The following is a 19,608-nucleotide window of genomic DNA, read 5'->3' on the forward strand; positions in this document are numbered from 1 at the left end:
GGGGCGCCTTCGGGTGTCCTCATGAAGAGGGGGACACCGTTTGCCGGTGTCCCCCTCCACGCTTGTCAGTAGCGGGCTGCGGTCAGGTGTTCCGCGTGTTCCTGCAGTGAACGGACGCCCACGTCGCCGTGGTTGAGTGCGTCGATGCCCTGGACGGCGGCGGCGAGCGCCTGGACCGTCGTCAGGCACGGTACGGACCGGGCCACCGCCGCCGTACGGATGTCGTAGCCGTCGAGGCGGCCGCCGGTGCCGTACGGGGTGTTGACGATGAGGTCGACATCGCCGTCGTGGATCAGCTGGACGATGGTCTTCTCGCCGTTCGGGCCCTCGCCCTCGGACTGCTTGCGCACCACGGTGGCGTTGATTCCGTTGCGCTTGAGCACCTCGGCCGTCCCGGAGGTGGCGAGCAGCTCGAAACCGTGGGCGACCAGCTCACGCGCCGGGAAGATCATCGAGCGCTTGTCGCGGTTGGCGACCGAGATGAAGGCGCGGCCCTTGGTGGGCAGCGGGCCGTACGCACCGGCCTGCGACTTGGCGTACGCCGTACCGAAGACCGAGTCGATGCCCATGACCTCACCGGTGGAGCGCATCTCCGGGCCGAGGACGGTGTCGACGCCCCGGCCGTGGATGTCGCGGAAGCGCGACCACGGCATGACGGCCTCCTTGACGGAGATCGGCGCGTCCAGGGGGAGCGTGCCGCCGTCGCCGAAGGCCGGGAGCAGGCCCTCGGCGCGCAGTTCGGCGACAGTCGCGCCCAGCGAGATACGGGCGGCGGCCTTCGCCAGCGGCACCGCGGTCGCCTTCGAGGTGAAGGGGACGGTGCGGGATGCGCGCGGGTTGGCCTCCAGCACATACAGAATGTCGCCGGCCATCGCGAACTGGATGTTGATCAGACCGCGTACGCCGACACCCTTGGCGATCGCCTCGGTGGAGGCGCGCAGCCGCTTGATGTCGAAGCCGCCCAGGGTGATCGGGGGCAGTGCGCAGGCCGAGTCGCCGGAGTGGATACCGGCTTCCTCGATGTGCTCCATGACGCCGCCGAGGTAGAGCTCGGTGCCGTCGTAGAGGGCGTCGACGTCGATCTCGATGGCGTCGTCGAGGAAACGGTCGACCAGCACGGGGCGGGTCGGGGAGATCTCGGTGGACTCGGCGATGTACGCCTGCAGGCGCGCCTCGTCGTACACGATCTCCATGCCTCGGCCGCCGAGCACGTACGACGGGCGTACGAGGACGGGGTAGCCGATCTCGTCGGCGATGGCCTTGGCGCCGGCGAAAGTGGTCGCGGTGCCGTGCTTGGGGGCGGGCAGCCCGGCCTCGGCGAGCACCTGGCCGAACGCGCCGCGGTCCTCGGCTGCGTGGATGGCCTCCGGGGGGGTGCCCACGACGGGTACACCGTTGTCCTTGAGGGCCTGGGCCAGGCCCAGCGGGGTCTGGCCGCCGAGCTGGACGATGACGCCCGCGATCGGGCCCGCGAGGGACTCGGCGTGGACGATCTCCAGGACGTCCTCCAGGGTGAGCGGCTCGAAGTAGAGCCGGTCGGAGGTGTCGTAGTCGGTGGAGACGGTCTCCGGGTTGCAGTTGACCATCACGGTCTCGTAGCCCGCGTCGCTGAGCGCGAAGGAGGCGTGGACGCAGGAGTAGTCGAACTCGATGCCCTGGCCGATGCGGTTCGGACCCGAGCCGAGGATGATCACGGCGGGCTTGGTGCGCGCCGCGACCTCGCTCTCCTCGTCGTAGGACGAGTAGAAGTACGGGGTCTTCGCGGCGAACTCGGCGGCGCAGGTGTCGACCGTCTTGTAGACCGGGCGGATGCCGAGCGCGTGCCGGACCTCGCGCACCACGTCCTCGCGCAGTCCGCGGATCTCGGCGATCTGGGCGTCGGAGAACCCGTGGCGCTTGGCCTCGGCGAGCAGCTCGGGGTACAGCTTGTCGGCGGCGGCGAGCTCGTCCGCGTGCTCCTTGATCAGGAACAGCTGGTCGACGAACCACGGGTCGATCTTCGTGGCCTCGAAGACCTCTTCGGGGCTCGCCCCGGCGCGGATGGCCTGCATGACGGTGTTGATCCGGCCGTCGGTGGGGCGCACGGCCTCCCGGAGCAGTTCGGCCTTGTCGCCGACCGGGCCGGTGAAGGAGAACTGCGAGCCCTTCTTCTCCAGGGAGCGCAGTGCCTTTTGCAGGGCCTCGGTGAAGTTGCGGCCGATCGCCATGGCCTCGCCGACCGACTTCATGGTGGTGGTGAGGGTGGCGTCGGCGGAGGGGAACTTCTCGAAGGCGAACCGCGGGGCCTTGACCACCACATAGTCGAGGGTGGGCTCGAAGGAGGCCGGGGTCTTCTCGGTGATGTCGTTCGGGATCTCGTCGAGCGTGTAGCCGACGGCCAGCTTCGCGGCGATCTTGGCGATCGGGAACCCGGTGGCCTTGGAGGCGAGCGCCGAGGACCGGGAGACGCGCGGGTTCATCTCGATGACGATGATGCGGCCGTCGTCCGGGTTGACGGCGAACTGGATGTTGCAGCCGCCGGTGTCGACGCCGACCTCGCGGATGATCGCGATACCGATGTCGCGCAGCCGCTGGTACTCGCGGTCGGTCAGGGTCATCGCCGGCGCGACGGTGATCGAGTCGCCGGTGTGCACGCCCATCGGGTCGAAGTTCTCGATGGAGCAGACAACCACCACATTGTCGTGCTTGTCGCGCATCAGCTCCAGCTCGTACTCCTTCCAGCCGAGGATGGACTCCTCCAGGAGCACCTCGGTGGTCGGGGAGAGCGTCAGTCCCTGGCCGGCGATGCGGCGCAGCTCGTCCTCGTCGTGGGCGAAGCCGGAGCCTGCGCCGCCCATGGTGAAGGACGGGCGGACGACGACCGGGTAGCCGCCGAGCGTCTCCACGCCCGCCAGGACGTCGTCCATGGAGTGGCAGATGACCGAGCGGGCGGACTCGCCGTAACCGATCTTGGCCTTGACGGCCTCGACGACCCCCTTGAACAGGTCGCGGTCCTCGCCCTTGTTGATCGCCTCGACATTGGCGCCGATCAGCTCGACGCCGTACTTCTCCAGCACACCCTGCTCATGCATGGAGATGGCAGTGTTGAGCGCAGTCTGGCCGCCCAGGGTGGGCAGCAGCGCGTCGGGGCGCTCCTTGGCGATGATCTTCTCGACGAACTCCGGGGTGATCGGCTCGACGTACGTGGCGTCGGCGATCTCCGGGTCGGTCATGATCGTGGCCGGGTTGGAGTTGACCAGGATGACGCGCAGGCCCTTGGCCTTGAGGACACGGCATGCCTGGGTGCCGGAGTAGTCGAACTCCGCGGCCTGACCGATGACGATCGGGCCGGAGCCGATGACCAGGACGGACTGGATATCGGTGCGCTTAGGCACGCTCGGCCTCCATCAGGGATACGAAGCGGTCGAAGAGGTACGCGGCGTCGTGCGGGCCCGCGGCCGCCTCGGGGTGGTACTGGACGCTGAACGCCGGCTGGTCGAGCAGCCGCAGACCCTCCACCACGTTGTCGTTGAGGCAGACGTGGGAGACCTCGGCGCGGCCGTAGGGGGTGTCGGAGACCTTGTCGAGCGGGGCGTCGACGGCGAATCCGTGGTTGTGCGCGGTGACCTCGACCTTGCCGGTCGTGCGGTCCTGCACGGGCTGGTTGATGCCGCGGTGGCCGTACTTCAGCTTGTAGGTGCCGAAGCCGAGCGAGCGGCCGAGCAGCTGGTTGCCGAAGCAGATGCCGAACAGCGGGGTCCTGCGCTCCAGGACCGCCTTGACCACGCTCAGGTCTGCGGTCGCCGGGTCGCCGGGGCCGTTGGAGAGGAAGACGCCGTCCGGGTTCACCGCGTACACGTCGTCGGCGGTCGCCGTGGCGGGCAGGACGTGCACCTCTATGCCACGCTCGGCCATGCGGTGCGGGGTCATGCCCTTGATGCCGAGGTCGATGGCGGCGACAGTGAACTTCTTGGTGCCGATCGCCGGGACGACGTAGGCGTCGGTGGTGGCGACCTCGGCGGAGAGGTTCGCGCCCTTCATCTGAGCGGCGGCCTGCACCTTGACGAGCAGCGCGGCATCGTCCATGACCGCCGCACCGGAGAAGATGCCGACGCGCATGGCGCCGCGCTCGCGGAGATGGCGGGTGAGGGCGCGGGTGTCGATGCCGCTGATGCCGACCACGCCCTGGGCGACGAGCTCGTCCTCGAGCGAGCGCTGCGAGCGCCAGTTGGACCGGACCCGGGAGGGGTCACGGACCACATAGCCGGCGACCCAGATCTTCTTGGACTCGTCGTCCTCGTCGTTGACCCCGGTGTTGCCGACGTGCGGAGCGGTCATCACCACGACCTGGCGGTGGTACGAGGGGTCGGTCAGCGTCTCCTGGTAGCCCGTCATACCGGTGTTGAACACCGCCTCGCCGAAGGTCTCCCCCACGGCCCCGTAGGCGCGGCCGCGGAAGGTGCGGCCGTCCTCCAGGACGAGTACGGCGGGAGCTTTGGTGGCTCCCCGGGTGGAGATCGTCATCGTGCGGTGCCTTCCGTCGTGGTCTTGCTCATGGAGTTGATGGCCTCGACCCAGGCCGTGTGCTCGGCCGCGTGGTCGGAGCGGAAGCCGGAGTCGAGCAGCTTGTCGCCGTGCGCCCAGGTGACGATCAGCAGACCGCCCTCGGCGAGGACCTTGCCCGCGATGCCCTTGTCGAGCCGGGCCTCGCGCAGGGCCTGACGCGGTACGAAGAAGTCCTGCGCCCCTGGCCGTACGACGGCCAGTCCCGCGCCGGTGAGCGTGAGCTCGACCCGGCTGCGTACGCCCAGCCCGTGCGCCACGATCCGGTCCAGCCACTGCCCTGCGGTCGTGGAGCCGTGGTAGCGGCCGCTCATCGACAGCACAGCCTGCGTCGCGTCCGGGCTCTCGGGTGCGGTGGGCAGCTCGGGCAGATCCGACTGGAGGCTGCCGCGCCAGTTCCAGCCCTGGCGCATCAGCCAGTAGACGAAGGCGATGAGGAGCAGCAGCCCGGCCACCCAGCCCATGCGGGCGGCCCAGTCGGTGACCTCGGCCGACTTCTGCTCCGCCGCGAGATTGATCAGTACAGGTGTCACGCCAGCTTCCCGTCCACGACCGTTGTCCTGCCCCGCAGGAAGGTGTGGGTGACGCGACCCGGCAGCTCACGGCCCTTGTAGGGGGTGTTGCGGCTGCGGGAGGCGAAGCCGGCGGGGTCCACCACTCCACGGTATGCCGGATCGACCAGCGTGAGGTTGGCGGGCTCACCTGCCGAGACGGGGCGGCCGTGACCGGTGGCCTGGCCGATCTGCGCGGGCCGCACCGACATGCGGTCGGCGACGCCTGCCCAGTCGAGCAGCCCGGTCTCGACCATCGTCTGCTGTACGACCGACAGCGCCGTCTCCAGGCCGATCATGCCCATGGCCGCGGCGGCCCACTCGCAGTCCTTGTCCTCGTGCGGGTGCGGGGCGTGGTCGGTGGCGACGATGTCGATCGTGCCGTCGGCCAGGGCCTCACGCAGCGCCATGACGTCGCGCTCGGTGCGCAGCGGCGGGTTGACCTTGTAGACGGGGTTGTAGGAGCGCACCATCTCGTCTGTTAGCAGCAGGTGGTGCGGGGTGACCTCGGCGGTGACGTCGATGCCCCGGGACTTGGCCCAGCGCACGATCTCGACGGAGCCCGCGGTCGACAGGTGGCAGATGTGCACCCGCGAGCCGACATGCTCGGCGAGCAGCACGTCACGCGCGATGATCGACTCCTCGGCGACGGCGGGCCAGCCGCCGAGGCCGAGCTGGGCGGAGACGATGCCCTCGTTCATCTGGGCGCCCTCGGTGAGACGGGGCTCCTGTGCGTGCTGGGCGACCACGCCGCCGAACGCCTTCACGTACTCCAGCGCGCGGCGCATCATCACGGCGTCGTCGACGCACTTGCCGTCGTCGGAGAAGACGGTGACGCCGGCCGCGGACTCGTGCATCGCGCCCAGCTCGGCGAGCTTCTTGCCCTCGAGGCCCACGGTGACGGCCCCGATGGGCTGGACGTCGCAGTAGCCGGACTCCTTGCCGAGCCGGTAGACCTGCTCGACGACACCGGCGGTGTCGGCGACCGGGAAGGTGTTGGCCATGGCGAACACGGCGGTGTAGCCGCCGCTCGCGGCGGCACGGGTGCCGGTGAGGACGGTCTCGGAGTCCTCTCGGCCCGGCTCGCGCAGATGGGTGTGCAGGTCGACCAGGCCGGGCAGCAGGATCTGCCCCTCGGCCTCGATCACCGTGGCGTCGCCGGCCTCGACGCCCGCACCGACCTGGACGATGGTCTCGCCCTCGATCAGTACGTCCTGGGTCTCGCCGCCCAGCACCTTCGCACCACGGATAAGGATCTTGCTCATGGTCTTACTTCTCCTCGGTGCGGGTGTTGGTGACGGCGGGCTCGTTGCCGCCCAGAAGCAGGTAGAGCACGGCCATGCGGATGGAGACGCCGTTGGCGACCTGCTCGACGACCGTGCAGCGGTCGGAGTCGGCGACCTCGGCGGTGATCTCCATGCCGCGGACCATCGGGCCGGGGTGCATCACGACGGCGTGCTCCGGCATCCGCGCCATGCGGTCGCCGTCCAGGCCGTAGCGGCGGGAGTACTCGCGCTCGGTGGGGAAGAACGCGGCGTTCATCCGCTCGCGCTGCACCCGCAGCATCATCACGGCATCGGACTTGGGCAGCGTGGTGTCCAGGTCGTACGAGATCTCGCAGGGCCAGGTCTCGACGCCGACCGGCACCAGGGTCGGCGGCGCGACGAGGGTGACCTCGGCGCCGAGGGTGTGCAGCAGGTCGACGTTGGACCGGGCGACCCGGCTGTGCAGGATGTCGCCGACGATCGTGATGCGCTTGCCGGCCAGGTCCTGCCCGATCCCCGCGTCCTTGCCGACGAGGCGCCGGCGCATGGTGAAGGCGTCGAGCAGGGCCTGGGTGGGGTGCTGGTGGGTGCCGTCGCCCGCGTTGATGACGGCGGCGTCGATCCAACCGGAGGTCGCGAGGCGGTACGGGGCTCCGGAGGCGCCGTGCCGGATGACGACGGCGTCGACGCCCATCGCCTCCAGGGTCTGCGCGGTGTCCTTCAGGGACTCGCCCTTGGAGACCGAGGAGCCCTTGGCGGTGAAGTTGATGACATCGGCGGACAGGCGCTTCTCGGCGGCCTCGAAGGAGATCCGGGTCCGCGTCGAGTCCTCGAAGAAGAGGTTGACGACGGTGCGGCCCCGCAGGGTCGGGAGCTTCTTGATCGGCCGGTCGGCGACCCGGGCCATCTCCTCGGCGGTGTCGAGGATGAGGACGGCTTCGTCGCGGGTGAGGTCGGCGGCCGAGATGAGGTGGCGCATCATCTGGGGGTTTTCTCCAGGTCTGTGGAGGTTTTCACGACATGCGGGCGCGCAGGGCAGCACGCCGTACGCAAGGGGTGGGCCGTACGGCGGTGCTACTGCTCGCCGGCCGGGGCGCTCTCTCTGGCCGGGCCTTCGGCCGCACGGGCCCCCGTCTCGCGTCGCTCGCCCAGCAGCACGGTGTCGCGACCGTCCTCCTCGGCGAGCTGGACCTTGACCGTCTCCCGCAGCGACGTGGGGAGGTTCTTGCCGACGTAGTCGGCGCGGATGGGCAGCTCACGGTGGCCGCGGTCGACGAGGACCGCGAGCTGCACGGCGCGCGGGCGGCCGATGTCGCCGAGCGCGTCGAGCGCCGCGCGGATGGTGCGGCCGGAGAAGAGAACGTCGTCGACGAGGACGACCAGGCGGCCGTCGATGCCCTCGGCGGGGATCTCGGTGCGGGCGAGCGCGCGGGCGGGCCGCATGCGCAGGTCGTCGCGGTACATGGTGGTGTCGAGCGAGCCGACCGCCATCTTCTGGCCGGTGATTCCTTCGAGCTTGTCGGCGAGCCGGCGGGCGAGATACACACCGCGGGTCGGAATGCCGAGGAGCACCACGTCGTCGGCACCCTTGGCACGTTCGACGATCTCGTGGGCGATGCGGGTCAGTACCCGCGCGATGTCGGGCGCCTCCAGTACGGGGCGTGCGGCATCGGAATTGTTGTGTGTGTCCATATGAAAACGGACCCCCTTCTCCGCCTCACGGGACGGACCTTAAAGGACGTCGGAATTGCGCAGTCCACGTTACCAGGGCATACCACCGCTCCTGCGCGGCCCCCGTCCCCCTCCTGGCCGAAACAGGTCCGGATCATTCGGCTTGACGCATCCAAGTAACGCTGCGTAACCTCACAGTGAGTGACCAGCCGCGCGGCGGTGCCGCACGTCGACACAGTGTCCGGGGAGCTATATGTCCAGCGAATACGCAAAACAGCTCGGGGCCAAGCTCCGCGCCATCCGCACCCAGCAGGGGCTTTCCCTCCACGGCGTGGAAGAGAAGTCCCAGGGCCGCTGGAAGGCCGTCGTGGTCGGCTCGTACGAGCGCGGCGACCGTGCCGTGACCGTGCAGCGTCTTGCCGAGCTGGCGGATTTCTACGGCGTCCCGGTGCAGGAACTGCTTCCCGGCACCACGCCGGGCGGGGCCGCCGAGCCGCCGCCGAAGCTCGTCCTGGACCTGGAGCGCCTGGCCCACGTGCCGCAGGAGAAGGCCGGCCCGCTGCAGCGGTACGCGGCCACGATCCAGTCCCAGCGCGGCGACTACAACGGCAAGGTGCTGTCGATCCGCCAGGACGACCTGCGCACGCTGGCCGTGATCTACGACCAGTCGCCCTCGGTCCTGACCGAGCAGCTGATCAGCTGGGGCGTACTGGACGCGGACGCGCGCCGCGCCGTCGCCCACGAAGAGGGCTGAGAACCACTCCCGAGCGACTAGAAAAAACGTCACGTCGTAGGGCGGGCCTGGGCTGACCGGGTCCGCCCTTCGACGTCTGTCCCGATTGCCGACTGCCCTCGAAGGCGGTAAGGACGGACAGCGGCCTCCGGGAAAAGGCCGTCGGTGAGCCGGGGCAATGGGGCCCGCGGGCACCGGGGCGGTGCCGTCCGGGCAGCAGACCCACACGCCCGAGCGGGGGGCGCCGGGCCTCGGGGTGAGCCGCTCGGGGACCGGCTGCGCGGCCGCGGGATCGGAGGAGCGAGGTCCGCCGGCTCCGCGCACCGAGCTTTGGCCACGGCTTGGTGCGGCGGCTTGCACGGCGGGGCGCGTAGGCGGCCCGGGAATGCACCGGGCCCGAAGCAGAGGATGCACAGTCCTCTGCTTCGGGCCCGGTGAAACCGACCGCCTGCTAGTCGCGCCGCAGACTCGGCTTGAGGTCCTTGAAACGGCCGAGCAGACCGTTCACGAACGACGGGGACTCGTCGGTGGAGAACTCCTTGGCGAGCTGCACCGCCTCGTCGATCACCACGGCGTCCGGGGTCTCGTCCATCCACACCAGCTCGTAGGCACCGAGCCGGATGATGTTCCGGTCGACGACCGGCATCCGGTCGAGCGTCCAGCCGACCGCGTAGGTGGCGATGAGTTCGTCGATCCGGTCCGCGTACTCCGCGTACCCCTCGACGAGCTCCATGGTGTATTCGGCGACGGGCGGCTGCCGGTCGTCGGACCGCGAGTGCCGGACCCAGTCCGCGAGGACCGTCTGCACGGACGCCCCGCGCTGGTCGGCCTCGAACAGGATCTGGAAGGCGCGCTTGCGGGCCTTGTTGCGGGCAGCCACGGTTAGCTGTTCACCCGGCCGAGGTACTCGCCGGAGCGGGTGTCGACCTTGATCTTCTCGCCCGTGGTGATGAAGAGCGGAACGCCGATCTCGAAGCCGGTCTCCAGGGTGGCCGGCTTGGTGCCACCGGTGGAGCGGTCGCCCTGGACGCCCGGGTCGGTGTGCTGGATGACCAGCTCGACCGCGGCGGGCAGCTCGACGTAGAGCACCTCGCCCTCGTGCTGGGCGACGCTGGCGGTGAAGCCCTCGATCAGGAAGTTGGCGGCGTCACCGACGGACTTGCGGTCGATGTGCAGCTGGTCGTACGTCTGCATGTCCATGAAGACGTAGTACTCGCCGTCCATGTACGAGAACTGCATGTCGCGGCGGTCGACGGTGGCCGTTTCGACCTTCACGCCGGCGTTGAACGTCTTGTCGACAACCTTGCCGGAGAGCACGTTCTTGAGCTTGGTGCGCACAAAGGCAGGGCCCTTGCCGGGCTTGACGTGCTGGAACTCGACGACGGACCAGAGCTGGCCTCCGTCGAGCTTGAGCACCATGCCGTTCTTGAGGTCGTTCGTGGAAGCCACGGTTGCGGAATCTCCTGGACTGACGCTGGTGGACGACCGAGGGTACGCGCCTTACAGCGCGAGCAGCTCCTTGGTCGTGATGGTGAGTAGCTCGGGTCCGCCGTCCGCCTCCTGGCGCACGACGAGCGTGTCATCGATCCGGACCCCGCCCCGGCCAGGGAGGTGAACCCCCGGTTCGACGGTGACCGGCACACAAGTGTCCAGTTTACCCATGGCCGCAGGCGCCAGCTGCGGGTCCTCATCGATTTCGAGCCCGACGCCGTGCCCCGTGCGGGGTGCGAGGGCCTCGCCATGGCCCGCGGCGTCGAGGATCTGACGTGCCGCGTGGTCCACGTCGCGGTATGCGGCACCCGGCACGAGAGCCCGTCGGCCGGCCCGCTGAGCGGCGAAGACGAGGTCGTACAGCTCGATCTGCCAGTCCGCCGGGGTCGTGCCGATCACGAACGTACGGCCGATCTCGCAGCGGTAGCCGCGGTAGTTCGCGCCGAGACAGACGGAGAGGAAGTCGCCCTCCTCGACCCGACGGTCACACGGGCGGTGGCCCCCGCGTCCCGAATTCGGTCCGGTGGCCACGGAAGTCCGGAAAGCGGGGCCGTCGGCGCCGTGGTCGACCAGCCGCCGCTCCAGTTCCAGGGCGAGGTGCCGCTCGGTGCGGCCGACCAGGATGGACTCCAGCAGCTCGCCGAGTGCCTGGTCGGTGATCTCCGCGGCGATCCGCAGACAGGCGATCTCCTCCTCGTCCTTGACCATCCGCTGCTGCTCGACGGCGAGGCCGAGGTCGGCAAGGCGCAGCCGGGGTGCCACCGAACGCAATGCCCGGTGCCGGGTGACGGTCAGATGGTGCTCCTCGACGGCCAGCGACTCCACCTCCGCCCCGCGCGCCAGCTCGGCGGCCGCGACCGCCGGATCACCGGCCGAGGTGGGCAGCACCGTCAGCCGCAGCTCCTCGTCGGTACGCCCCTCGGCGGGATCGCCACTGGGCGTGCGGGGACACAGCAGCACGTCCTCGTCGGGGCCGAGCAACAGCACGGCGCCGGGTGGCGCACCGCCCGCGAGGTAGCGGACGTTGGCCGGACGGGAGACCAGGGCCGCCGCGCTGCCGGTCGCCGCACACCGGTCGCGGAGCCTGCCTCGGCGTACGCCATACACCTCTGACATTCTCCGAGCGTACGAGCCCGGACGCGGTCCGGCCCGGCCAGCGCGTCCGACCGGGGTGGGCACGGGGGTGGATCGCCGTCCCGGCGACCCGGGAACGCGGGCTGCCCATGCCCTGGGCGCGTGGCCCGAGGCCGTCCCGCCCCCGCGGACGCCACCGGTGGCCGATGTCCGGCCATGGGCCCCGGGGCAACATCCCGGTTGCCTGCGGGCCCATGGACAACGGCAACCGGTCCGGTGCCGGCTACCAGCTCGGGGGGCTGGTGATCGCGCGGGACAGGACATCGTCGAGGACACGGGCCGTGGTCTCGACGTCGTACGTGGAGTTGTCGATGATCGGCAGGCCCGATCCGTACCAGCCGGCCATCCGGCCGTGGATGCCGGCCACTTCCTCGTCCGACAGGCGGCGGTTGCCGCTGCGCTCGGCGTTGCGTTCCAGGACGATCTCGAGGCCCGGGAGCAGGACGACGGGCAGCAGACCGGGGCCGACATGACGCTTCCAGCCGCCGAGGCCGACGACGGGCCGGTCAGGGAAGACGGCGTCGTCGAGGATGCAGGAGATGCCGTTGGCCAGGAAGTTCCGGGCGGCGAAGCCGCAGGTGCGGCGGGCCAGCCGGTACTGGGCCTCGGAGTTGTCGTTCCATCCGGACTGCGGGTCGGCGAAGCCGGAGCAGACCCATTCACGGACGTCGTCGAGGCTGATGTGCGCCGTGGGCACCCTGCGGCTGCGGGCCCAGTGCCGGGCAACGGTGGTCTTGCCCGCACCGGCCGGGCCGATCAGCAGCACGGCCAGCATCGTCGCGCCGGTGCCGCTGTCGACCGGCGGCGGGGCGGGTATGGGTACCGGCCCGCCGGGCGGCAGCTGGATGTGGCCGGTCGTCTCACGGGACGGCGGAGCGGAGCCGTAGGGCGGTGCGGGGGCGCTCCAGCCCGGGGCGGGCGGCTGCCCCTGCGGGTGCGGACCGGGAGGCGGTCCGGCGGGTGCTGCCGGACCGGGTGGTGGCGGGCCGGCGGGGATTCCGGGGACGGGCGGTGGCGGGCCGGCGGGGATTCCGGGGACGGGCCCCGGGTGCTGGGCGCTGTGTGTCCATCCGGCCGGTCCCTGCCCCGGTCCCTGGGGAGGCGGCAGCGGTGCCCCCACTGCGTGCTGCATCCGGTGCCACTCCGTCTCGTGCGACTGACGCTGGTCAGGCGGTGTCGGCCGCCGTGCTACCGAACGGTACCCCCTCGATCACCGCTCGAACGTGGCCCGGCCCCGGCCGCCACCGCGGTAACGGCCGGGGCCGGCGCAAAGTGCCCAAGGGGCCGATTCAGCGGGCGAGTTCCTCGGCCAGTGCGCGCAGGGCGAGACGGTAGGAGCCGATCCCGAAGCCGGCGACGGTGCCGCTGGCCACCGCGGCGACCACGGACGTGTGCCGGAATGTCTCACGGGCGTACGGGTTCGAGATGTGCACCTCGATCAGCGGGGCGGTCCGCTGCGCCGCGGCGTCGCGCATCCCGTACGAGTAGTGCGTGAAGGCACCGGGGTTGAGAACGACCGGAATTGAACCGTCCGCGGCCTCGTGCAGCCAGCGGATCATCTCGCCCTCGTCGTTCGTCTCGCGTACGTCGACGTCGAAGCCGAGCTCCTTGCCCAGCGCCTGGCAGCTCTCCACCAGGCCGGCATAGGAGGTCGCGCCGTACACGTCGGGCTCGCGGGAACCGAGCCGGCCGAGGTTCGGCCCGTTCAGCACCAGCACCCGGCGGGTCACGCGGATTCCTCGGCGATCTCGGAGTACGCCGCCATCAGCACGGCGGGGTCGGGACCCTCGAGCACCGTCGGCTTGGCGAGGCCGTCGAGGACGATGAAGCGCAGCAGGTTTCCGCGGGACTTCTTGTCGACCTTCATGGTCTCCAGCAGCTTCGGCCACTGGTCGCCGCGGTAGGTCAACGGCAGTCCGACGGACTCCAGGACGCTGCGGTGCCGGTCGGCGGTGGCATCGTCGAGCCGCCCGGCCAGCCGGCCGAGCTCGGCGGCGAAGACCATGCCCACCGACACAGCGGCGCCGTGGCGCCACTTGTAGCGCTCGTTCTTCTCGATCGCGTGGGCGAGGGTGTGCCCGTAGTTGAGGATCTCGCGCAGACCCGACTCCTTGAGGTCGCTGGAGACGACCTCGGCCTTGACCCGGATGGAACGCTCGATCAGTTCGGCGGTGTGCGGCCCCGCGGGCGTACGCGCGCCCTGCGGGTCGGCCTCGACGAGGTCGAGGATCCCCGGGTCGGCGATGAAGCCGGCCTTGATGATCTCGGCCATGCCGCTGACGTAGTCGTTGACCGGCAGCGAGTCGAGCGCGGCCAGGTCGCACAGCACACCGGCCGGCGGATGGAACGCGCCGACGAGGTTCTTGCCCTCGGCGGTGTTGATGCCGGTCTTGCCGCCGACCGCCGCGTCCACCATGCCGAGCACGGTCGTCGGCACGGCGATCCAGCGCACCCCGCGCAGCCAGGTCGCCGCGACGAACCCGGCGAGGTCGGTGGTCGCGCCGCCGCCCACTCCGACGACGACGTCGGTACGGGTGAAACCGGTCTGGCCGAGCGCCTTCCAGCAGTACGAGGCGACCTCGGCGGTCTTGGCCTCCTCGGCGTTCGGCACCTGGATGGCGACGGCCTCGTATCCCTGCTCGGCGAGGTCGGCGCGCAGCGCCTCTCCGGTCTCGGCGAGCGCCTCCGGGTGGAGGACGGCCACGCGCCGGGCCCTGGGGCCGATCAGCCCGGGGAGCTCCCCCAGCAGCTGCCGGCCGACGAGGACCTCGTACGGGTCCGTGCCCGCGGCGCCGCCGACCTGAATACGGGTCACTGCCTGCTCGGTCATACGTCCTTCAGCTCCAAGGCGTCGAGGACCGCCTGGGCGACCTCGTCGGGGGTGCGGTCGTCGGTGGCCACCACGACACGGGCCACTTCGGTGTACAGATGGCGCCTGGCCTCCATCAACTCCCGCCACTGGCGGCGCGGGTTGACGGCGAGCAGCGGCCGGGCGGTGTTCAGCCCGACGCGCTTGACGGCCTCCTCGACGTCCATCGAGAGATAGGCGACCGGCAGTCCGGCCAGCAGCTGCCGGGTGCCTCCGTCGAGGACGGCGCCGCCGCCGAGGGCGAGGACGCCGCGGTGCTCGGCGACAGCCGCCCGTACCGCCGCACACTCCAGCTCACGGAAGCGCGGCTCGCCGTCCTCGATGAAGATGTCCGAGATCTCGCGGCCCTCGGCCGCGACGATGTCGGCGTCGGTGTCCCGGTAGGGAACGCCCAGCCGGCCGGCGAGCAGCTCGCCGACCGTGGACTTGCCCGAGCCCATCGGCCCGATCAGGACGATCAGCGGCGCGTTCACCGGATGTGCAGGTTGTCGAGGTAGGACTGCACGTTGCGGCGGGTCTCGGTGACGCTGTCGCCGCCGAACTTCTCCGCGACGGCGTCCGCGAGCACCAGGGCGACCATGGCCTCGGCCACGATCCCGGCGGCCGGCACGGCGCAGACGTCGGAGCGCTGGTGGTGGGCCGCGGCGACCTCACCCGTCGCGACGTCGACGGTGGCCAGCGCGCGCGGCACGGTCGCGATCGGCTTCATCGCGGCCCGTACCCGCAGCAGCTCACCGGTCGACATACCGCCCTCGGTGCCGCCGGAGCGGCCCGAGGTCCGCTTGATGCCGTCCTCGGTCGGGACGATCTCGTCGTGCGCCTTGGAGCCCGGCACCCGGGCGAGCTCGAAGCCGTCGCCGACCTCGACCCCCTTGATCGCCTGAATACCCATGAGGGCAGCGGCGAGCCGTGCGTCCAGCCGACGGTCCCAGTGGACGTGCGAGCCGAGGCCCACCGGCACCCCGTACGCGAGCACCTCGACCACGCCACCGAGGGTGTCGCCGTCCCTGTGGGCCTGGTCGATCTCCGCGACCATCGCCTTCGACGCGTCCGCGTCCAGGCAGCGCACCGGGTCGGCGTCCAGGCGGGCCTCGTCGGCGGGCACCGGCACGACTCCGTACGGAGCCCTCGCCGCCGCGAGCTCGACGACATGGGAGACGATCTCGATGCCCGCCGTCTCCTTCAGGTACGAGCGGGCGACCGCACCGAGCGCGACTCGGGCCGCGGTCTCGCGGGCGCTGGCGCGCTCCAGGATCGGCCGGGCCTCGTCCAGTGCGTACTTCTGCATGCCCGCGAGGTCGGCATGGCCGGGCCGGGGCCGGGTCAGGGGGGCGTTACGGGCGAGCTGCGCCAGCTCGTCAGGGTCGACGGGGTCGGCCGCCATGACCTTCTCCCACTTCGGCCACTCGGTATTGCCGACCATGACCGCGACCGGCGAACCCATGGTGAGCCCGTGCCGCACGCCGCCGATGAAGGTGACCTCGTCGCGCTCGAACTTCATCCGGGCACCGCGTCCGTAGCCGAGCCGCCGCCGGGCCAGGTGGTCCGCCACCATCTCGGTGGTGATCGGCACACCGGCGGGAAGCCCCTCCAGCGTCGCCACCAGTGCGGGTCCGTGCGACTCGCCCGCGGTCAGCCAACGCAACCTGCTCAACGGTGCTCCTTATGCTCGCGCCTGCAACTGCGACGGCGCGGCCGGGTGCGCGGCCCTGGCCCGCCTGACTCGATCCTCCCACGTTCGGACGGATCGCCCGGCCACCGGTCCAACAAGCGGACGGGCGTGGACGGGCCGGAAAGTCAGCCGGAGTCGCCGTCCCGGCGCTGCTCGGGAGCGTAGGCACCGAGGAAGGCGGCCCCGCTCGGCTCCTGGCGGGACGGCTGCGGGTACTGCTGCTGCGCGGGGGCGTACGGGCCGAGGAAGTCGGCGCCGCGGCCCTGGTCGCCCTGAGGCGCGGAGACGGGCTGCGCGGTCCTGGCCAGGCGCCGCTGCGCGATCTTCTTCCTGAGCGACTGCACCCAGCCCAGCACGACCAACAGGAAGAACAGGCAGAGCAGCGGGATTTCCAGCCAGTCGGGGAGGAAGGAGATCAGCCCTTCGAAGATGTTCTTGGCTATCGATGCCTGCGGCTGACCCGATTCCATGGCTGTACTCCCCCTGCGCTGTGACGGAACGCGGAGATACTAGCGGGCTTCGAGCGCGCGTTCACCGGCATTACGCATCGCCTGGAGCGGCGCGGGCGTACAACCCGTCATCTGCTCGACCTGGAGCACCGCCTGGTGGACCAGAAGGTCGAGTCCGCCGACGACCGCGCCGCCCTGCCGCGACCATGCGGCCGCCAGCGGGGTGGGCCACGGGTCGTACAGCACGTCGAACAGCGTGCCCGGTGCGCCCGTGACGGCGCCGGCGAGGGAGTCCGTCGTCCCTGCCGGGGTGGTCGCGATCACGAGAGGCGCCGCGAAGGCCTCGTGCGCCCGGTCCCAGTCGGCGGTCCGCACGTCCACACCGAGCCGCTCGCCCCAACCGCGCATCTCATGGGCGCGGGCCTCGCTGCGCACATAGGCGGTGACCTGACCCGTACAGATACGGGCCAGCGCGGCGAGCGCCGAGGAAGCGGTGGCACCCGCGCCGAGTACGGCGGCGGACTCCACCTTGTCCATACCCCGCTCGCGCAGTGCGGCGATCATGCCGGGGATGTCGGTGTTGTCGCCGAGTCGTCGGCCGTCGCCGGTGAGAAGGACCGTGTTGACAGCTTCCACGGACGCCGCGGTGTCGCTGATGTCGTCCAGCAGCGGGATGATCGCCCGCTTGAGCGGCATGGTCAGCGAGAGCCCGGCCCAGGTGCTGTCGAGCTTCGCCATGAACCCGGCGAGCCGGAACTCGTCGACCTCGAACCGGTCGTACGACCAGTGGCTGAGCCCCAGCTCCGCATAGGCGGCGCGGTGCAGCACCGGGGACAGGGAGTGGGTGATGGGCGAGCCGAGGACCGCTGCCCGGCGGAGCTCAGTTCTTGCGGTCATTGAACTTTTCCTTCAGCCGCTGGAACTCGGCATACGTCTTGGCGAACTCGGTCTTGTTCCTGCCGTCGGTCGCCACGAAGTACAGCCAGCCGTCCTTCGTCGGGTTCACCGCCGCCGCCAGGGCGTCGTTGCCCGGGTTGCTGATGGGCCCGGGCGTCAGACCCTTCTGCGTGTACGTGTTGTACGGGTCCTGGTCGCTGTTGATCTCGCCCTCAGAGATGTCGATCTTGCTCTGACCCTTGAGGTAGTTGAAGGCCGAGTCGAACTGGAGCAGCTGGTTCGTCTCGGTGTTGGTGGGCTTGAGGCGGTTGTAGACGACCTCGGACATCCTGCGGAACTCGTCGTGCGTCTTGCCCTCGACCTGCACCAGGCTGGCCAGCGTCAGCAGCTCCCAGGGGCCTTCGAGACCCAGCCCCTTGGCCTTGGCCTCCAGTCCCACCTTGTCGTACTCCTGGTTGGCCCGGGCGACCATCTTCTTCAGAACCGCCTCGGGCTTGGTGCCCTTGGGGACCGGGTAGCTGGCCGGGAACAGGAAGCCTTCCAGCGGGTCCTTGACGTCCTTGTGGTTGGTCGCCCAGTCGGGCAGTCCGAGCTTCTTCGCCTGCGCCGTGGCGACCGACTTCGTGGTGCCCGGCTTGAGCTCGAGCTTTGTGTCGATCTGCTTGTACACATCGGCGTTCCGCTTGCCCTCGGGAATGACGAGGTTGTTGCGGCTCTCCGGATTGAGCATCAGTGCGACAGCGCTCTTCGCCGACATCCCCTCCCTGAGGAGGTAGTCGCCTTCCTGGATGAGCTTGCCCTTGGGATTCTCGCTCTGGGCGGACACAAAGGCGTCGACGCTCTTGACGACGCCCTTTTCCTTGAGGATGCCGCCGATCTGGTAGCCGGTGGATCCGCGTGGAATGTTCACCGGGACCGAGCCGCTGCCTGCGCCTGTGAAGTCCTCGGGGTCGCTGAACTTGCCCTGCAGGAACTGGTAGCCGAAGTAGCCGACACCGCCGAGGCCGCCGACGAGGACCGTGGCGACGAGGAGGCAGGCCATGCCGTTGCGGCTCTTCTTCTTGGTCTTCCCCCGGCGGTCACGACCGCCGTCGCCGCGGCGCGGATCCCGCGAGTCGTCGTCGTACCCGTCATCGTCGTCACGGCCGTCGTCGCCGGTGAAGAAGGGGTGGGTCTCCTCCTGCTCGGCCTCGGCGTCCCAGTCGGTCGGCGGCTCGGGCTGAGGCTGAGGCTGGGGCTGGGGCCTGCGGCCCGGGGGCTGCGGCGGCGGATACGCCTGGGGAGTGCTGTAGTAGTCGGCCTCCTGCGGGCTGCCGTAGCCAGGCGCAGGCTGACCGCCGTAGGTGTCGGCGGGATCGGCGCCGTACGGCATGGCCGCCTGCTGACCTGTGTCCCAGCCCTCCTGGTACTGCTGCTGGGGGTGCGGCCGGGCGTGCTGCGGGTACTGCTGCTGCGGCGGCCTGCCGTACTGCGGCTGCGGCGGCTGCTGACCATAGTGCTGCTGATCGTGCTGCTGGCCGCCGTACTGCTGCTGACCGTACTGCTGCTGGTCGTACTGCTGCTGCGACTGCTGGTCGTACTGCTGCTGATACAGGTCCTGAGACGTGTCGTACTGCTGCGGCTGCTGCGGGTACTGCTGCTGCGGCTGGCCGCCGTACGGAGCGTGGCCGGCCTCGGCCTGCTGCCCTCCCCATCCCTGGTCCCCGTACAAGGGGTCCTCGGGATGCCACGGTTCGGAGCCGGGGCCCCGGCCATACTCAGTCATCGATCCCCTAGGGCCGCGAGGCGGTTCGTTGTGCGTCCCGCCTCTCTGCTGTGCGGCTGCTGTTCGAACACCGCCGCATCGCGCGGAACGTTACCGTATCGCGATCAGATGACCACTTCGACGCCTTCACCGGGCGGATTACCTGATACCCGTTCGGACTCAAGAGCGTTTTGAAGGATGATCACCGCGGCGGCCTGATCGATGACGGACCTGCCCTTTTTCGACTTCACGCCCGAAGCGCGCAGTCCCTGGCCGGCCGTGACTGTGGTCATCCTCTCGTCGACCAGTCGTACCGGTACGGGGGCGATTCCCTGTGCCAGCTGCTGGGTGAAGGCGCGGACCTTGGCCGCGGCCGGGCCCTCCCCTCCGCTGAGCGAGCGGGGCAGGCCGACCACGACCTCGATCGGTTCGTACTCCTCGACGAGCTGCCGGAGCCGCCGGTGGGCTGCCGGGACATCGCGTCCCGGCACGGTCTCCACAGGCGTCGCGAGGACCCCGTCGGGGTCGCACGAGGCGACCCCGATCCTGGCGTCCCCGACGTCGATCGCGAGGCGACGACCGCGGCGCAT

Annotated in this window: 19 protein-coding genes; 1 reads left to right on the forward strand and 18 read right to left on the reverse strand. The window is 70.3% G+C overall.

The window, feature by feature from the left end:
* Positions 1 to 65: 65 nt before the first annotated feature.
* The 6 genes from carB to pyrR form a co-directional block, all read right to left on the reverse strand.
* The gene (gene carB / locus ACFYWI_RS18370) at positions 66 to 3,374 is read right to left on the reverse strand and encodes a carbamoyl-phosphate synthase large subunit (RefSeq protein WP_389232907.1); all 3,309 of its coding nucleotides are present in this window, start codon (positions 3,372 to 3,374) and stop codon (positions 66 to 68) included.
* Entirely contained in the window at positions 3,367 to 4,503 is a 1,137-nt protein-coding gene (gene carA, locus ACFYWI_RS18375) for a glutamine-hydrolyzing carbamoyl-phosphate synthase small subunit (RefSeq protein ID WP_389232910.1), read from the reverse strand. The genes carB and carA overlap by 8 nt, the downstream gene beginning before the upstream one ends.
* A complete protein-coding gene (locus ACFYWI_RS18380; RefSeq protein WP_389232913.1) occupies positions 4,500 to 5,075 on the reverse strand; it encodes a hypothetical protein in 576 nt (191 codons plus the stop codon). The genes carA and ACFYWI_RS18380 overlap by 4 nt, the downstream gene beginning before the upstream one ends.
* Positions 5,072 to 6,358, reverse strand: a complete 1,287-nt coding sequence (locus ACFYWI_RS18385) for a dihydroorotase (protein WP_389232916.1) — start codon at positions 6,356 to 6,358, stop codon at positions 5,072 to 5,074. The genes ACFYWI_RS18380 and ACFYWI_RS18385 overlap by 4 nt, the downstream gene beginning before the upstream one ends.
* Positions 6,359 to 6,362: 4 nt before the next feature.
* Positions 6,363 to 7,340 (reverse strand): aspartate carbamoyltransferase catalytic subunit, encoded by a 978-nt coding sequence (locus ACFYWI_RS18390; protein ID WP_389232922.1) that lies wholly within the window; start codon positions 7,338 to 7,340, stop codon positions 6,363 to 6,365.
* A gap of 92 nt (positions 7,341 to 7,432) precedes the next feature.
* On the reverse strand, positions 7,433 to 8,050 hold the full coding sequence (gene pyrR / locus ACFYWI_RS18395) for a bifunctional pyr operon transcriptional regulator/uracil phosphoribosyltransferase PyrR (RefSeq protein ID WP_389232925.1): 618 nt from the start codon (positions 8,048 to 8,050) through the stop codon (positions 7,433 to 7,435).
* Between the two features lie 232 nt (positions 8,051 to 8,282).
* Between pyrR and bldD the strand changes: the two genes are divergently transcribed.
* Positions 8,283 to 8,783 (forward strand): transcriptional regulator BldD, encoded by a 501-nt coding sequence (gene bldD / locus ACFYWI_RS18400; protein ID WP_030355502.1) that lies wholly within the window; start codon positions 8,283 to 8,285, stop codon positions 8,781 to 8,783.
* A gap of 430 nt (positions 8,784 to 9,213) precedes the next feature.
* Here bldD and nusB read toward each other — a convergent pair whose 3' ends face one another.
* From nusB to ruvX, 12 genes are all read right to left on the reverse strand, one after another.
* Positions 9,214 to 9,642, reverse strand: coding sequence for a transcription antitermination factor NusB (gene nusB / locus ACFYWI_RS18405; RefSeq protein WP_389232930.1), 429 nt, complete (start codon positions 9,640 to 9,642; stop codon positions 9,214 to 9,216).
* A 2-nt stretch (positions 9,643 to 9,644) separates the two neighbouring features.
* Positions 9,645 to 10,211: an elongation factor P gene (gene efp / locus ACFYWI_RS18410; protein WP_389232933.1), complete on the reverse strand. Its 567-nt coding sequence runs from the start codon at positions 10,209 to 10,211 to the stop codon at positions 9,645 to 9,647.
* Between the two features lie 51 nt (positions 10,212 to 10,262).
* Complete coding sequence (locus ACFYWI_RS18415) at positions 10,263 to 11,369, reverse strand: aminopeptidase P family protein (RefSeq protein WP_389232936.1); 1,107 nt, start codon at positions 11,367 to 11,369, stop codon at positions 10,263 to 10,265.
* Between the two features lie 241 nt (positions 11,370 to 11,610).
* Positions 11,611 to 12,519 carry a Pro-rich N-terminal domain-containing protein gene (locus tag ACFYWI_RS18420; RefSeq protein ID WP_389232939.1) on the reverse strand — a complete coding sequence of 303 codons (909 nt, stop codon included), beginning with the start codon at positions 12,517 to 12,519 and terminating at the stop codon, positions 11,611 to 11,613.
* A gap of 157 nt (positions 12,520 to 12,676) precedes the next feature.
* The gene (gene aroQ / locus ACFYWI_RS18425; protein WP_389232942.1) at positions 12,677 to 13,117 is read right to left on the reverse strand and encodes a type II 3-dehydroquinate dehydratase; all 441 of its coding nucleotides are present in this window, start codon (positions 13,115 to 13,117) and stop codon (positions 12,677 to 12,679) included.
* Positions 13,114 to 14,217 carry a 3-dehydroquinate synthase gene (gene aroB / locus ACFYWI_RS18430; protein WP_389232945.1) on the reverse strand — a complete coding sequence of 368 codons (1,104 nt, stop codon included), beginning with the start codon at positions 14,215 to 14,217 and terminating at the stop codon, positions 13,114 to 13,116. The genes aroQ and aroB overlap by 4 nt, the downstream gene beginning before the upstream one ends.
* Positions 14,214 to 14,696, reverse strand: coding sequence for a shikimate kinase (locus ACFYWI_RS18435; RefSeq protein ID WP_389233454.1), 483 nt, complete (start codon positions 14,694 to 14,696; stop codon positions 14,214 to 14,216). Before ACFYWI_RS18435 ends, aroB begins: the two co-directional genes overlap by 4 nt.
* 29 nt (positions 14,697 to 14,725) lie before the next feature.
* Complete coding sequence (gene aroC / locus ACFYWI_RS18440) at positions 14,726 to 15,910, reverse strand: chorismate synthase (protein WP_389232948.1); 1,185 nt, start codon at positions 15,908 to 15,910, stop codon at positions 14,726 to 14,728.
* Positions 15,911 to 16,053: 143 nt separating this feature from the next.
* Positions 16,054 to 16,398 (reverse strand): hypothetical protein, encoded by a 345-nt coding sequence (locus ACFYWI_RS18445; protein ID WP_389232951.1) that lies wholly within the window; start codon positions 16,396 to 16,398, stop codon positions 16,054 to 16,056.
* A 39-nt stretch (positions 16,399 to 16,437) separates the two neighbouring features.
* Positions 16,438 to 17,274: a shikimate dehydrogenase gene (locus ACFYWI_RS18450; RefSeq protein ID WP_389232954.1), complete on the reverse strand. Its 837-nt coding sequence runs from the start codon at positions 17,272 to 17,274 to the stop codon at positions 16,438 to 16,440.
* A complete protein-coding gene (mltG, locus tag ACFYWI_RS18455) occupies positions 17,258 to 19,039 on the reverse strand; it encodes an endolytic transglycosylase MltG (protein ID WP_389232957.1) in 1,782 nt (593 codons plus the stop codon). Before mltG ends, ACFYWI_RS18450 begins: the two co-directional genes overlap by 17 nt.
* Positions 19,040 to 19,143: 104 nt before the next feature.
* Positions 19,144 to 19,608, reverse strand: coding sequence for a Holliday junction resolvase RuvX (gene ruvX, locus ACFYWI_RS18460; protein WP_389233457.1), 465 nt, complete (start codon positions 19,606 to 19,608; stop codon positions 19,144 to 19,146).

Origin of the sequence: Streptomyces sp. NPDC002889 (assembly GCF_042888425.1) — a bacterium.
Classification (GTDB): domain Bacteria; phylum Actinomycetota; class Actinomycetes; order Streptomycetales; family Streptomycetaceae; genus Streptomyces.